Genomic DNA, 15,077 nt, shown 5'->3' with positions numbered 1-15,077 from the left:
TCGAAGGCTACTTTGCGTCGCGCAGAAACTCTGACCGAAAGTGTTCTGGATACATCCGGGCGAGCGCTTCGACCTTGGGCCTGTCCCAGGCGACAATATATCCGTGGCGCGGATTCTTGGCCATGAAGTCCTGATGATAGTCCTCTGCCAGATAGAACTTTTTGTGTGGCTCGATCGCGGCCACGATCGGCTTGTCCCACACACCTGATTTCTTCATCTGCGCAAGATAGGCTTTGGCAACGGCCCGCTGTTCCGGCCCCAGAGGAACCAGCGCGGTGCGGTAATGCGCGCCGACATCCGGCCCTTGCCGGTTCAGCAGCGTCGGATCAGCCCCGACAGAGAAGAAGATCTGGAGCAACTCGTCGTAGCGGATCTCGTCCGGGTCATAGACAACGCGGACAGCTTCGGCATGATCGGTCAAGCCGGTCACGACCTGTTTGTAGGTGGCAGTCGAAGCGGTTCCGCCGTGATAGCCGGACTGGACGAGCTTCACGCCTTTGACGTGGCTGAAGATCCCTTCAATGCCCCAGAAGCATCCGCCCGCGAAAATCGCTGCGCGCAGCTTGCCGCTTTCGGCTGAAACGCGCTCGGCTGCGGGCGCGTCATACTGGACCTCGCCGGCCACAGCTGGCGCGATTGAACATCCCGCAAGTGCCATTGCGGCACCGGCGGCGAGCAGAAAGGTCCGGAGTTTTGAAGGGAGGGAAGGGGCTCGGCTCATTCGCTGGCCGGCGCGCTCGCTTCCTGTTCGGCGGCAAATGCCTGTGGTGCCAGTTCCTGGTTCCAGTCGGTCGCAGAGACCGCGCCCACCATCAGCGATCCAACGACAAAGCCGATCGCAAACAGTTTGGAAACTTCTGAGCGGAAGATCTGCATGGCTCAAAGGACCTGGACGTTTGAGTGAACCGGGCAAAAAACCAGGACACCGTGTTGTTGGATGCACGGGTGTTAAAGTGCGACGATTTCCATAAGGTGAACGTTTTCGGGGGGAAGGCATTTTCGGCCTCTGCGTGGATGAACTGAGCGGTATTCGCGGCCAGATGAGCCTGGGTTACACTTGGCCGGCTAACTTTTGGCTGCCCGAAGAGACGTTGGTCCTTGCGCGCAAACCTGAGAATCACCCTCCCGCACAGCGAAGGGGAAGGCGCAAATCAGCGCCTTAAGCAGCGCAGTGGCAGGCGGGAATCAGCGCCTCAAGCAGCGCAGCGGTAGGCGGGAATCAGCGCCTCAAGCAGCGCAGCGGTAGGCAAAAAATCAATGCCTGAAATGCCGCATCCCGGTGAAGACCATCGCAAGTCCCGCCTTGTTGGCCGCTGCAATCACTTCATCATCGCGGATTGAACCACCGGGCTGAATGATAGCAGTCGCGCCAGCCTCTGCGGCGGCGAGCAAGCCATCGGCAAAGGGGAAGAAGGCGTCGGAGGCGACTGCGCTGCCAAGGGTTTTCGGCGTGTCCCAACCATAAGTTTGCGCCGCCTCGGCCGCTTTCATTGCGGCAATGCGGGAGCTGTCGCGCCGGTTCATCTGGCCTGCGCCGATCCCGGCGGTCGCACCATCCTTGGCATAGACGATCGCGTTCGACTTCACATGCCGAGCGACAGTCCAGGCAAAGAAGCAGTCTTTCAATTCCTGCGCCGTCGGTTCACGTTCGGTCACGACCTTGAGGTCGCTTTGCGAAATCGCGCCATTGTCGCGGGTCTGAACCAGCAGCCCCCCGGTGATCGGCTTGACCGCGAGGCCGCCGCGCCGAGGATCGGGCAATTCCCCGCATTCAAGCAGACGCAGGTTCTTTTTCTTCGCGAAGATTGCGCGCGCTTCGGCGCTAATGCTTGGCGCGACCACGACTTCCGTGAAGATCTCTGCAATGGCTTCGGCGGTTGCGCCGTCAAGCTCCTGGTTGACCGCGACGATCCCGCCGAACGCCGAGACGCTGTCGCATTGCAGCGCGGCTTCCCAAGCCTCAAGCAGCGTGCCAGCCTGCGCAACCCCGCACGGGTTGGCATGCTTGACGATCACGACTGCGGGATCGCTGTCCCTGAACTCTGCACACAGCTCGAGCGCGGCATCGGCATCGTTGTAGTTGTTGTAGGAAAGCTCCTTGCCCTGCAGCTGGGCCGCCTGCGCAATGCCGGAGCCATGTGGGCCAACAGGCGTGTAGAGCGCCGCCTGCTGGTGCGGGTTCTCACCGTAGCGCAGTATTGTCGGCGCCTTGCCAGTGACTGCGAGCATACCCGGAAACAGCTCTTGCTGGTCAGCGAAGGCAAACCACTGGCTGATCATCGTGTCGTAGGCGGCGGTTGCAGCGAACGCCTTGGCTGCCATCTTCCTGCGGAACTCGAGCGATGTCGCGCCGTCCCGGCTTTCCAGCTCGCCAAGCAGGCTGTCGTAATCTGCTGGGTCCGTTACAATAGAAACATAGGCATGGTTCTTGGCAGAGCTGCGCACCATGCTCGGCCCGCCAATGTCGATATTCTCGATGATTTCAGGGCGGTCCGCGCCGCGCATAACCGTCGCTTCGAAGGGATAGAGGTTGACCACCACCAGGTCGATCGCGCCAATGCCGTGCTCCTCCATCGCGGCTGCGTGCGCTGCATCATCACGCACCGCGAGCAAGCCGCCATGCACCTTGGGGTGGAGCGTCTTGACCCTTCCGTCCATCATCTCGGGAAAGCCAGTGAGTTCGGAAATATCCTTTACCTCGAGCCCTGCATCGCGCAGCGCTTTCGCCGTACCGCCGGTCGACACGAGCTCTACGCCGCGCGCTGCCAGCGCCTGTCCCAGTTCGGCCAAACCGCTTTTGTCGGACACCGAGAGCAGCGCCCGCTTGATCGTAACCTGTGCCAATTGGCTTACCCCATTTTCTTGAGCAGCCAGGGGAAGTGACCCCCGCCGCGCGATGTCATTCCTTCGACCACCAGTTGCTCGATCGCATGGGGGCGGCCATCGCCATCGACCCAAAGGCTTTCTTCAAGGCTGCAGGTCACGCCGGCGCCATCTCCGCCAAGGCGGAATTGCCACAGCGTTCCACTGGGCAGCAGCAGGCTGGCGCCGCGCTTGTCCTCGGCCAGACGGGTCTCAACTCCGCGCCCGAGATGGAACCGGATTGCAAAGCCGATCTTCCCGCGCTTGCCGCGCTTCGCCTTGGGCTCGAGAATATCCTCGCCCCGCAATTCAGTTCCGTCGCTGCGGAGCGCGAGGATGCGGCGGTGGATCAGGCCAAAGCGCGCGGCATAGCCATCATGACTCGCTTCAAGGCGCTGCGCCTGGCCATCCATGTCGCGCTGTTCGACTTCGACAATCTCAACCCCTTTGCCGAGCTTGCCGTGTAGCAGCACCGCGGTGGAGTTCGCATCATCGAGCACCAGCGTCGAGTGTGCTGCCGTTGCGCGCAGGCCCTGCTCGATCCGGGCCGGGACAAGCCCGCCGGCCAGCGCCGCGCCGCCGCAACTGACGATTATGCGGTCCGCCCCGTCGGACATCTCGAATGCCAGCGTGGAAGCGCAACCGAAGCGTGCGTGGCGGCCCTTGGGCGGAGGGGCGGCGTCCATCTGCACGATGGTCTTGCCGCCCGTGAGGCGCTGGAAGCCCCATTCGCGCACATCCTTAAGCGGGCGCGTACGCACACCGCTCGCATCGACAAGTCCTGCCACGGAATCGGCGCGCATCGCGCCTGCGCCATGCCAGCTCGCCAGCCCGCCATCGCCGTGCCGCAAAGCGAGAAGCGGCGGCACCAGCAATTCGCGCATCACATGGAGCGCATCGGGCATGTCGCGGCCCGTCGCATCGTAACAGGCCTTTAGGTCAGTCAGGATGGCGATCGCATCCATCTGCGCCAGCGGACTGCGCGAGAGCACGCCGCCATCCTCGCTCACCAGCTCGCCGAGCGCGCGAACGAGGCCAGCTTCGCCATAAAGCCGCCGCGCCTTGCCTTGAGGGGTCAGCAATCCCGCAGCGGTAATTGCCGCCCAGCCGGCCACTTCGCCTAGCTTGTCAGGCGAGCGCGAAGCATTGCGGTCGAGCCAGCGCGCGGTTTGCTCAATGGCTGTGAGCATGCGTTTGCGCATGCCTTGCTTCCCATCGGAAAGCACCAGTGGCGCATGGACCAGCCAGGCGAGCAGTCGCTTGCCGGCATGTTCAACCTCCCATGCTGCGCCTTTGCCAAGGCTCGCCTTGCTACTGTGATTGGCGTCTAGCCAGGCGGAGCAAATGCGTTCCGCAATGGGCACCGCCTGTTCGCGGGCAGCCGCAGCAGAAAGGTCGCGCAACCAGGAAAAGCCGTGAATGACGCGCTCGAACGGCTCGGTCATGCGCGAAGAGGATTCGAAATCCATCTCCTCGATCGGCACCTTGGCGCCGTGGATCTGGAAGTGCCCGGCCCGCAGCGCCATCCCGCTGACCCGATCTCCCCCAAGAGGGGTGTCGACAGTCGCCAGCAATCGCAAGGCATCGGGCTTGCTGAACGGAGCCGCGAGCGTTGGCCCCGGCACGCCAAGCCGGTACGCCATCCGCAGCAAGCGCTCGCCTGGGCTTAGTCTGGGCGGCGCAAAATCACTCAGCACCAGCGCACGCGACGGGGCAAGCGGGACAGTGTCTTCATCGAGGGGCGCATCGGCAAGCGGCTGCGTGTCCTTGCGCGCCAGAGGAATGGCGCGCCTGCCTTGCACAGCGCCTCCCAGATCCAGTTGCTGTTCGCGCGGCGCTAGCGGCACGGCAGCACCCTGACTGTCAGCGCCGGCTTCTTCGTGACGATCGTCAGGTGCATCCGCACCCTTGGAAAGCATGGCATCCATCATCCTTCCCCTTTCAAGGCCGCGATATTGGCGGCGTAGCACTCCGGTCCGCCCTTGAACGTCGCCGATCCGGCGACGAGCACATCCGCACCCGCTTCAACGCAGAGTTTCGCTGTCTCTGCATTGACCCCGCCATCGACTTCCAGGTGAATCTCGCGCCCCGATTTCTCGATCATTCGCCGCACCGCTTCTATTTTCTTGAGCTGCGAATGGATAAAGCTTTGCCCGCCAAAGCCGGGATTGACGCTCATGATCAGCACGAGATCAATATCGTCGATCAGATAATCCAGCATCTTGGCTGGGGTTGCCGGATTGAGCGAAATGCCCGCTTTCTTGCCAAGCGCCTTGATCGCCTGGACTGTGCGGTGCGCGTGCGGCCCCGCTTCTGGATGGATTGTGATGATATCCGCGCCCGCTTCTGCGAATTCCTCCAGATACGGATCGACCGGCGAGATCATCAGGTGGACGTCAAAGATCTTGTCCGAGTGCGGGCGCAGCGCCTTCACGACCATCGGGCCGATCGTGAGGTTCGGGACATAGTGCCCGTCCATCACATCGACGTGGATCCAGTCCGCTCCGGCGGCATCGATTGCGCGCACTTCCTCGCCCAGCCGGGCAAAGTCAGCGGAGAGGATCGATGGCGAAATAAGCGGTGTCGGCATGAAGGTACCAGGATGCTGCAGGCGCTCAATGAATTACGTGGCGCGCGACTCGCGAACAAGCGGGAAGCGGTGCTTATCCACGTCGCTCGCGGGCTTCTTTGCCGGAAAGAGCAGAAATCCTTCGCTGAACGGCGCGAAAAGCTTGAATTCAGCGTGAATTCAGCCGTCCAGCCTCATATAGACGGCATTCTTCCCTGCTTTCGCCTTCTCGCGAGAGTGAGTTTCCTCAAGGTATTGACCGGATAATGGCTGTTTTCACAAAGCGATCACGTCTGACATTGCCCGCGACAGCTCTCGCCCTGCTCGGCAGTGCCCTTGCGCTTTCCGGACTCGTGCAGTCGCCCGCGCACGCTCAGGGCGCTAGCGAATATCGCAACACGATCAGCAACAACATGCGGGCGTGCGCCCCCGGCGGCGGCCCTGCCGTGCGCGTGACTGTCACCGGCATCAGGAGCGCGGAAGGCATGATCCGCGTGCAAAGCTATCGCGGGACACGAGATGACTGGCTTGAGAAAGGGCGTTGGCTCAACCGTATCGAAGCCCCCGCACGCGCGGGCCGGATGGTGTTCTGCATGCCGCTACCGGCTGAAGGGACATACGGGATTGCCGTGAGGCACGATGCCAACGGTAATGGCAAGACCGACATCAGCCAGGATGGCGGCGCGATGTCGAACAACCCGTCGATCAACATCTTCAACCTTGGCAAGCCGAGCTACAAGAAGACAGCGTTTTCTGTCGGCCGCGAAGTCAAGCAGATCACGATTGAGATGAAATATATGTGAGCAAAGGCGAGCACCCTACTCCCCGCGCTTGCGCTTCTCCCGCCATACTTTGAACAGCACCGCAGGCGCTGCCAGCACCGGATGTTTCTCGCGAAACGGGGTCACTTTCACCGGCACGCCGGTATGACGCTCGATCTTCCAGGCGGCATAACGCCCTGCACCCTCGAAGGTTGTGCTCGCCTTCAACAGGCGCGTGACATTGAGCAGTTTTCCCATCCGGCGACGCCGATTCCACCAATTGTCAATCTTTTGACATTCGCTTGAATCGAGCCTTGGCGCGAGATTTTTGTCGCTGCGATCATAGTCGATCCCCGCTGCATCCCAGGCCAGCGGCAAGAGCCCGTCAAAATGCTCCTCGTTCACTGACAGGATGTCGTTTTCGCGGCCCGTCTTCTCGACCCGGAACTCTGCGCTGTAGGTCGCGCGGAACAGAGCGCGCCAGAAGTCCTCGGCCTGCCCTTGCTTCGGGCCAAGCACCGCCGCGAGGCGCGAGGCGGTCTGGGCCGCCGCACCGATCGCAGTGATCACTTGCCCCCTGACCTCTTCAGCCACCACCCACACTAGCCCGCTCGGCTGGACAAAACGCGCCCAGATAGTAGTGTCGAGCCGCTGTCCCGCAGCGGCCTCATGAAAGCGCTTGAGCGACATGGTCGCGACCTTAGCGCGAAGCGTGATGCCGTCCTCGCCGCTCCGCTCGTGATAGGAAACGCGCGGCCAGATCCGCTCTTTCTGTGCGCCAGGCAGCAAAAGATAGAAGTCGAGAACCCCTTCGAGCGAGCCGGTACGCAGATTGGAGCCGTAAAACAGCACCGCAATCGCGCCAGCTTCCTGCGCCAGAGCGCGTCCGAACGCAGCGACCTGCCTGTCGATAGGCGCGGCCAGCCGCTCTGCAATCCGGTGTTCCAGCGCGTTCATCGCATGAGCCCCTGCATCAACAAGCCCGCAATCGAAGCATTCAGGCTGGCGGGGCGACGAAACTGAGCTCAGGCCCGGTGCTTACTTCATAGCGGCCTGCAGGGAAGGCCTCACCGTCCAGAATGAAAGGCTCATCGAGTTCCATCGTGAAGCCTGAAGCGACGACACGGTGAAAGCCGCGCTCGCGCAAGTCCTTCGGCGTCCAGCCCGCAACGATGAACGGGAGCAGCGCCGTGGTGCGGCGCGTAATCTGGTCCAGAACAGCAAGCTTGAGGCCTTTCTGCAAGTGTCCGAATGGCTTGATCCCCGCCGGCATCCGCTCGAGCGTCGAAGCGAACAGCAGCTGCCGCCGCTTGGGATCGCCTTGACCGCTATGCGCCAGCGCCGCGCCGCCGGGTTTGAGATGCAGCTCCATCTCGACGCCGCGCCGCCAGGGATTCTGGCGAGAGCCGAATACTGCCTGCAACACCCCCCAGGCGGCGGTCACGCCAACCGCAAGGCTGTTGAACGCGCCGAGTTTGTGTGCGCTTTGCCCGGCCTGCGTGCCCAGCGTGAACGCACCCGCGCCCAGGATGAATCCCAGAACACACGCATCCGGATCGACAGTTGGCTGGATCACCATAGGCGCCCGGACGATGCGGCGGCCATCACGAAAGGCCGCAACAGCTGCAGGGATCGACCAGTCAGACGGCGCGTCGAGGTCGACGGTCAGCGCGTTGGTCTTGCCTTTGGGGAGTACCGCTATTGCAGGCCAGTTGTCGCCAAAAATGGCCTGGCCGCTGGTCAAGACATCGCGCACCGTACCATCGCCACCATTGATGATCAGCAAATCAACCTTGCGCTCCGCAAAATCCTTCAGCGCCGCAGGCAACTGGTCGCGATTGCCGGGCTGAGCGACAAAGATATGCGGGCTCGTGCCGCAATCCAAATCTTGCCCGCGATTGCGATGGCTGCGCGGGTTGTAAATCACTCCGACACATGGCTCGTCCCCGCGTCCCGCGGCCAGGACTTCCGGCGCACCCATGCCTTTCTCCGCCGCAACCGCATGGTCAGAGCGTGGCAAATGGCTGAATTCGTGGACTGAGGACGACATGGTTTAAGTGCCTTAACCCCATTTGTCGCTCGTCTCCTAGGCATTTCTCCAAGGGAGTGCGACAACCCGGTTGAGCTGTGGCGCATATGCAAAACCGCTTGAGCGCGCGAAAAGCGGCGCTAACATCGCATCATGCTGACTCAAGACCTGCTCGATTCCGCCCGCTCGCTCAGCGACAACATTGTCTCGCTGCGCCGCGCCATTCACAAAGAGCCCGAACTTGGCCTGGAAACGCCCAAGACGCTCGCCAAGGTCAAGGCCGCACTTGCAGGACTACCGCTGGAATGGCGCGAAGGCCCGTCCTGCACGGGCGCAGTGGCGACGCTGGTCGGGACCGGAACGGGACCGGGGGCAGATCGCCGTGTCTTGTTGCGCGGTGACATGGACGCACTGCCGATGGACGAGAAGACAAATCTTGAATTCGCTTCGACCATTCCTGGCCGGATGCATGCCTGCGGACATGACACCCATACCGCAATGCTGGCGGGCGCAGCACAGCTGCTCTGCGCCGAGCGCGGCAGCTTCGCAGGTACCGTCGACTTCATGTTCCAGCCAGGCGAAGAGGGCTTCCACGGTGCCCGCCACATGCTGGATGACGGCTTGATCGACCCGCTGCCCGATGCAGCCTTTGCCCTGCACATCATGCCCAATGCGCCTTTTGGCGTCCTCGGCGGGCGCGCGGGGCCGCTGCTCGCCGCAGCTGACGAGTTTAACATCACGGTGAAAGGGCAGGGCGGTCACGCCAGCATGCCGCATGACTGTGTCGATCCGGTTCCGGGCGCAGCCGCGATCGTTGGCGCGATCCAGGCGATGGTGACAAGGCGCTTCAAGGCCGCCGATCCTGTTATCGTAACGGTCACGAAGATCCATGCCGGGACCGCGCACAATGTCATCGCCGACGATGTGAAACTCGGCGGGACCATGCGCACCTTGAGCCCGGAGCATCGCCAAAAGGTGCACAGGCTGATCGAGGAAACCGCGAAACAAACCGCCGCTGCTTACGGACTGGAAGCCGAAGTCGAGCTGCGTTTGGGCTTCCCTGTCACGGTCTGCGATGCGCGCGCGGTCGCGATAGGCAGTGCCGTGGCAAAGCAGATCGGCGGGGAAGGCGCCTGGCTTGACATGCCTGATCCGATCATGGGCGCCGAAGATTTCTCCTACGTGCTGGAGAAAGTGCCCGGCGCAATGTTCTTCCTTGGCGTAGCGCAAGAGGGGAGCGATTGGACCGCATGCTGTGCAATCCACTCACCGCGCATGCATGTCGACGAAAATGCTTTGCCGCGCGGCACTGCGGTGCTGGCAGGCTGCGCGCTGAAATTCCTCGCAGAAGGTTTCGCATGAATAAAGGCCGGACCCGCCGCAAAGGGGCAGGCCCGGCCAGTTCGCGTCAAGCAAGCTCCCCCAAGCTCGCTTTCGCGTTACCCTACCACAGCCAGACGTAAAGCCCGACGAGGATCGCAACCGTCAGCATCGCCAGCGTGTTGAACAGCATCGTCGTGGCGAAGGCAATATCGCCGAGCTTGACGGTCTGCTCTTCTGCTGGTGGAGCTGTCATGCGCGAGACGACTGCAGCGGCGATGATCGTCAGCACAAACACGCCCCAGATGCGGATGATGAAGGGCACGTCGGGCATGCCAAACTTCAGCGCGATATTGACCGCGAGTGACCCGAGCAGCGCGGTGAAGGCACCGACCGCATTCATCTTCCTGTCGAAAAAGCCGAGCAGAAAGACGACCACAATCCCCGGCGCGATGAAACCGGTATATTCCTGAACCGTCTGGAAGCCGCTTTCGAAGCCGCCAATGAAAGGACGCGCGAGGAACAGCGCAATCACCATGGCGGCAAAAGCAGCAAGGCGACCCACCATCACATAATGCTGCTCAGGCTGAGCGGGCCTCCAGCTCTTGTAGAGGTCCATGGTGAAGATGGTCGAGATCGAGTTCATCATGCTCGCCAGAGAGCTGACTACGGCTGCGATCAGCGCCGCGAACACGAGGCCGCGCAGACCCGCCGGCGCAAAGCTCATCAACTCGCCATAGGTGCGGTCCGATTTCTCAGCCAGCGCCGCGCCATCAAGCAAGCCCTGCTGCGCAAGGATCACGGCAGCGATGCCCGGAATAACCACGATGAATGGGACCAGCACTTTGAGGAAAGCAGCAAAGGCAAGGCCCTTCTGCGCTTCGCCCAGGTTCTCTGCGCCCAGCGCGCGCTGGATGATGTACTGGTTGAAGCCCCAATAGCTGAAGTGCAGGACCCAGAGACCGCCTAGAAGCGTCCAGATACCCGGCAGATCGGAATAGGCCGGGTTGCTTTCATCCAGGATCATCTCGAAATGGCCCGGCATTTCCTGCATCAGGAAGCTAAGACCACCCAGCGCGCCATCTGCTGGCAGCGCGTCCAAAGCAATCCAGGTGATCGCAAAGCCGCCGAGAATCAGGATCACGACCTGGATGATATCCGTCAGCGCGACCGCCTTGAGCCCGCCATACAGCGAATAAAGCGCTGCGAAACCGGCGAGAGCTGCCATCGCGGTCATCACGCTCCAACCCGTTAGCGATGTCACCGCAAGCCCGCCGAGCCAGAGAACGGTGGTGAGGTTGACCGCTGTGTAGAGCGCGACCCAGAAGACACTCATGAGCGTCTTGACGCCGTGTCCGTACCGCTGATCGAGGAACTGCGGCATGGTGTAGATCTTGCGCTTCAGGAAAATCGGCAGGAAGTATTTCGCAACGATGATCAGGACAATCGCGGCTTGCCATTCATAGGCTGCAATCGCGATCCCAACGGCATAGCCCTGGCCCGACTGGCCGATGATCTGCTCTGCAGAGATATTGGACGCAATCAGCGAGGCACCAATGGCCCACCACGGCAGCGCGCGGCCAGCGAGGAAGTAATCCTCTGTGTTCTTGGCATGGCCTGCAGGCTCCCGGCTGACGAACAGAGCGATGCCTAACAGCGCGATCGCATAGCCTGCGATGATGACGATATCGATCGTTTCAAGCGTCACGGATTTTCCCCTCCCAATGAGGTCATGATGGCCTCCTGTGCCATTCAACCTCTAGTCCCATATTCATCGTCCAGCGCGGTCAGAATGCGCAGGATGTACCCTCCGCCATTTCCTCGCGTCGCATGCTCGAAATGCGAAACGTGACGTCACCGCCGGACTCGAACGCGATCCGGGGTGCGAGTTCGCTGACACAATCTGCAGTCAGCACCATCTCGCGCCAGCCCTTGGCGTGCGCCAGCTCGAATTGTGCCGTGACATCAATCGGGTCACCATCGCCAAATCGAATGCCAATTGGGCCGGTCGGGCGCGTCACAACTTCATAGGCTATGCGGTACGCACCGCCAGTGTCGTTCGATTGCTCCAGACCGAAGTAGGAGCCTGCGCGCATGGTAATCTCGCGCGAATCTTCCTGCGCGTCGCGGTCATAGCCGCGGGCCAGAACACCCGAGCCATTCATGTCGCCGCGCATTTGCGGCATCAGCTCTTCAAAGCCAGCACCATCGAGACGTCCGACAAAGGCGCTCACGCCCGAACCGAGCCGGCCGGCTTCAAACATGTCTGCGCCTTCGACCACGTCGAGCGCAGCGCACTCTTCGCTGAGCTGCGGCAAGGCATAGGTATCGCTGAGCGAGCGGCCGTATCCGAACGCGAACAGCGCGCCTTCAGGGCCGTTGAGCGGCTTGCCTTCGCATGTTGCGGGCCAGGAGAAAGACAGCTTGCCAGTCGCAGGCATCTTGCCGGTCAGCACATCTGCAACGCCCGCGCCTTCGCTGCCCGGCAGCCAGGACGCGACAAAGGCATCAGCGGCGTTAAGCTCGCGGTTCATCCACATGGGGCGGCCCGACAGGAACACCGCAACTGTTGGAATACCCTGTTCTCTGAACGACTTGAGCAGTTCAAGGCCTTCCTTATCGCGAAACACCAGATCGCGCTGGTCGCCAGCGAACTCCGCATAGGGGCGCTCGCCGAAAACCACGATTGCGACATCAGGGCGCGTCTCGAATGAGCCGTCTTCGGACAGGGTGGCGGTCCCGCCGCCAGCTGCGACATTCTCACGGACGCCGTCCCAAATGCTGCTGGCCCTGGGGAAGCGTTCGCGCGGGAGCTGGTCTTTGCGGCCGCCCTGCCATTCGAGCGTCCACCCACCGGAGGCTTGCCCCACATCATCAGCCGCAGTCCCCGCAACCAGCACATTCGCGCCCGCCTTCACGGGCAACACGCCGTTGTTCTTGAGCAGCACCTGCGACTTCGCCACTGCCTCACGCGCCAGCGCGCGGTGTTCAGGCGAGGCAAGCAGCTCGTACTGTCCCGCAACACCGCGTTCGGATGGGCGCCTGGCGTTTTCGCCTAAGAGCCCGGCGCGATATTTGACCCGAAGGACTCGCGTAACCGCTTCGTCAATGCGCGCCATAGGAATGGTGCCGTCCTTGACCTGCGCAATGAGGCTGTCCATCAGTGCCTTCCAGTCATCGGGCACCATATAGATGTCGAGACCCGCCAGCAGGGATTGCGGGCAATCCGTGACAGTGCAGCCCTTGATCTGGCCGTGACCGTTCCAGTCACCCACGACGAGACCGTCAAAGCCCATCTGGCCGCGAAGCACGTCGGTGAGGAGGTCCTTGTTGCCGTGCATCTTGCGGCCATTGATCGAATTGAAGCTGGCCATGATCGCTTCGACGCCCGCATCGATCGCCGCAGGATAAGGGCGACCATGCAGTGCAAGCAAGGTATCGATATCGCCGTTCACATCGCCCTGGTCGACCCCGTTTTCCGTACCGCCATCTCCAAAGAAGTGCTTGGCGGTTGCAATGACCCGAGTGTCGCCGAGGTAGTCGTCGCTGCCCGCGGTGCCTTGCTGCCCTTCGACGAGTGCAGCACCAAGCTTTGCGACCAGATCTGGATCTTCGGAATAGCTTTCATAGGTGCGGCCCCAGCGATCATCGCGGGCCACCGCAACTGTAGGTGAGAAGTTCCAGTCTATGCCGGTGACTTCGATCTCCATTGCCGTCGCATGGCCGATCCGCCGGACGAGGTCTGCATCGCGGGTCGCGCCAAGCGCGATATTGTGCGGAAAGAGCGTTGCGCCAACGATATTGGAGTGGCCGTGAACCGCATCTGTGCCCCAGATGACAGGAATGGCAGGTTCACCATTGGGGAGCGGCCTGGTCGATGCGTCATACATCTCGTCGGCAAGGCGCAGCCATTCCGATGGAGGTGCAAATTCATCGCCGTATGGGCCGCCATTGCCGCCATTGAGATAGCTGCCAAAGCGATAGCGCTCCATGTCTTCGGCAGTGAAGGAATTGATCTGCGGCTGAATCAACTGGGCGACCTTGCGCTCCAGGCTCATGCGTGAGACGAGATCGGCAACGATCCTGTCTTCCTGGCTGAGGCTCTCGCCCGCTGGCGCTACACTGGCCGCAACGATCCCTTGAGAGGGCGTCGTGGCGCATCCAGCCAGACCAGTGGCCACCGCATAAAGCGCCACAGACAGACGCAAACCAGCACGCATTAATTCTCTCCCTCCCCACCGATAACGACGCTCAAAATTCTTCTTGAGAACGTTATCAATGGCGGATTTGCCATGCTTTGGGAGGCAATGCAAGTCGCTATCTGCGCGGGATCATGGAGCCCACCAGAACTGCCGCCAGGAGGGACAGTCCCGCCAGCACAAGAAACAGCGCTTCGAAGCCAAAGACAGGGACAAGGCTCACAGCCAGCCAGGGGACGATCATGGATGGCATGGTATTGGTGAGGTTGAAGACCCCAAGGTCACGGCCACGTGTCTGCGGCCGTGGAAGGACACGCAGCGTCTGGCTCGAATGCAGCGCAAGAAAGATCATCGAAGCGATGCCAAAAACCATATATCCGGCGATCGCGAGCTGCGCGTTCGGGGCGAGCGCCATTGAGAGAAGCCCAAGTGCGGAAATGGCAGCGGCGATTGCAAGGGGGATGAACGGGCGGTCCGCCTTGTCGGACCACCTCCCGGCAAGCAATGCGAGCGGCACGGAAATCACAAGGACTATGCTGAACAGGCGCGCGGAATCGCTTTCATCGAGTCCAATATCAAGCGAGCTCAACCAGAACACAAGGAACGCAAAAAGCCCTGCTTCCGCGATCTGGACTGCAAGCCGGGCTGTCCACATCCGGCGAACCGGAGACTGCGGGGCGAGAGGCGTTCCTGCTGCGGGTGAGCGGGCAATGCTCGGCTCCATCAGGAGCGGCAAGCGCCGGCCCTTGCCAAAGAGCAAAGCCGGACTGACCATCAGGATCACCAGACCAGCGACAACGACGAGCCTCGAATCCGGATCGAACAGGCCCGGAATGGTCACTAGCGCGCCGGACAATGCTCCAATGGCAGGTGCAAACGCGAGCAAGCCGCCGAGCAACCCCTTCTGTTCATCCGGTACGCAGTCTCCGCCCCAGGCAAGGATCGGTGCAAGCAGCATATTGAGACCAAACTGCCAGGCCATGATCACCGCGACCAACTGCGGAACAGTGTCAGCCCACCGAACACTGACCAGCAGCGCACCGGACACGATCATCCCCGTTGCAATCCATCCGCGCCTGTTGCGCGTAACGTCGCTCGCCCAGCCGAATGCGATATTGGCGAGGCTGGCTATGAAAGCTCCTGCGAAGGTGGCGTAAGCCAGGACATCCACCGCCTGATCCCCGGCGAGATCGCGCACACGAACCGGCAACAGCACTGTGAGAAACGGGACATAGGCGACAGCACCGCCTGCCGCCGCCAAGGCCAGCAGCAGCAGGAACCACAGCGGCTGGCGCTCGCTACGCTCCTGTGCCCCAGGCGTCATGCAGCCGGAGCGA

The 15,077-nt window shown here is 61.7% G+C and carries 13 protein-coding genes; 3 read left to right on the top strand and 10 right to left on the bottom strand.

Features of this window, described 5'->3' with window-relative positions; all coding sequences use genetic code 11:
• Positions 1-7: 7 nt before the first annotated feature.
• The 5 genes from msrA to rpe all read right to left on the bottom strand — a co-directional run bounded on the left by msrA (position 8) and on the right by rpe (position 5,452).
• Positions 8-721 (bottom strand): peptide-methionine (S)-S-oxide reductase MsrA, encoded by a 714-nt coding sequence (msrA, locus tag ACG9DO_RS03560; protein ID WP_394730351.1) that lies wholly within the window; start codon positions 719-721, stop codon positions 8-10.
• Positions 718-876 (bottom strand): hypothetical protein, encoded by a 159-nt coding sequence (locus tag ACG9DO_RS03555; RefSeq protein ID WP_394730350.1) that lies wholly within the window; start codon positions 874-876, stop codon positions 718-720. The genes msrA and ACG9DO_RS03555 overlap by 4 nt, the downstream gene beginning before the upstream one ends.
• 378 nt (positions 877-1,254) lie before the next feature.
• Positions 1,255-2,844 carry a bifunctional phosphoribosylaminoimidazolecarboxamide formyltransferase/IMP cyclohydrolase gene (gene purH, locus ACG9DO_RS03550; protein WP_394730349.1) on the bottom strand — a complete coding sequence of 530 codons (1,590 nt, stop codon included), beginning with the start codon at positions 2,842-2,844 and terminating at the stop codon, positions 1,255-1,257.
• 5 nt (positions 2,845-2,849) lie between these two features.
• Entirely contained in the window at positions 2,850-4,793 is a 1,944-nt protein-coding gene (locus ACG9DO_RS03545) for a heparinase II/III family protein (protein WP_394730348.1), read from the bottom strand.
• On the bottom strand, positions 4,790-5,452 hold the full coding sequence (gene rpe, locus ACG9DO_RS03540) for a ribulose-phosphate 3-epimerase (RefSeq protein ID WP_394730347.1): 663 nt from the start codon (positions 5,450-5,452) through the stop codon (positions 4,790-4,792). The genes ACG9DO_RS03545 and rpe overlap by 4 nt, the downstream gene beginning before the upstream one ends.
• Before the next feature lie 12 nt (positions 5,453-5,464).
• Here rpe and ACG9DO_RS03535 point away from each other — a divergent pair, with 12 nt between their 5' ends.
• Together ACG9DO_RS03535 and ACG9DO_RS03530 are read left to right on the top strand one after the other, a co-directional pair.
• Entirely contained in the window at positions 5,465-5,698 is a 234-nt protein-coding gene (locus ACG9DO_RS03535; protein WP_394730346.1) for a hypothetical protein, read from the top strand.
• Complete coding sequence (locus ACG9DO_RS03530) at positions 5,698-6,234, top strand: DUF2141 domain-containing protein (protein ID WP_394730345.1); 537 nt, start codon at positions 5,698-5,700, stop codon at positions 6,232-6,234. The genes ACG9DO_RS03535 and ACG9DO_RS03530 overlap by 1 nt, the downstream gene beginning before the upstream one ends.
• Before the next feature lie 15 nt (positions 6,235-6,249).
• Here ACG9DO_RS03530 and ACG9DO_RS03525 read toward each other — a convergent pair whose 3' ends face one another.
• A complete protein-coding gene (locus ACG9DO_RS03525; RefSeq protein WP_394730344.1) occupies positions 6,250-7,149 on the bottom strand; it encodes a hypothetical protein in 900 nt (299 codons plus the stop codon).
• A gap of 40 nt (positions 7,150-7,189) precedes the next feature.
• Positions 7,190-8,242, bottom strand: coding sequence for a diacylglycerol/lipid kinase family protein (locus tag ACG9DO_RS03520; protein ID WP_394730343.1), 1,053 nt, complete (start codon positions 8,240-8,242; stop codon positions 7,190-7,192).
• A gap of 132 nt (positions 8,243-8,374) precedes the next feature.
• Here ACG9DO_RS03520 and ACG9DO_RS03515 point away from each other — a divergent pair, with 132 nt between their 5' ends.
• On the top strand, positions 8,375-9,583 hold the full coding sequence (locus tag ACG9DO_RS03515) for a M20 family metallopeptidase (RefSeq protein WP_394730342.1): 1,209 nt from the start codon (positions 8,375-8,377) through the stop codon (positions 9,581-9,583).
• Positions 9,584-9,665: 82 nt separating this feature from the next.
• Here the strand turns inward: ACG9DO_RS03515 and ACG9DO_RS03510 are convergent, their stop codons facing one another.
• The 3 genes from ACG9DO_RS03510 to ACG9DO_RS03500 all read right to left on the bottom strand — a co-directional run bounded on the left by ACG9DO_RS03510 (position 9,666) and on the right by ACG9DO_RS03500 (position 15,064).
• Positions 9,666-11,249, bottom strand: coding sequence for a sodium/solute symporter (locus ACG9DO_RS03510; protein WP_394730341.1), 1,584 nt, complete (start codon positions 11,247-11,249; stop codon positions 9,666-9,668).
• A gap of 79 nt (positions 11,250-11,328) precedes the next feature.
• A complete protein-coding gene (locus ACG9DO_RS03505; protein WP_394730340.1) occupies positions 11,329-13,761 on the bottom strand; it encodes a glycoside hydrolase family 3 protein in 2,433 nt (810 codons plus the stop codon).
• Positions 13,762-13,858: 97 nt separating this feature from the next.
• Complete coding sequence (locus tag ACG9DO_RS03500) at positions 13,859-15,064, bottom strand: MFS transporter (protein WP_394730339.1); 1,206 nt, start codon at positions 15,062-15,064, stop codon at positions 13,859-13,861.
• Between the last annotated feature and the right edge of the window lie 13 nt (positions 15,065-15,077).

It is taken from the genome of Altererythrobacter sp. GH1-8, from assembly GCF_043702085.1.
Lineage (GTDB): Bacteria > Pseudomonadota > Alphaproteobacteria > Sphingomonadales > Sphingomonadaceae > Erythrobacter.
This window is presented reverse-complemented; position numbering and strand designations above follow the sequence as displayed.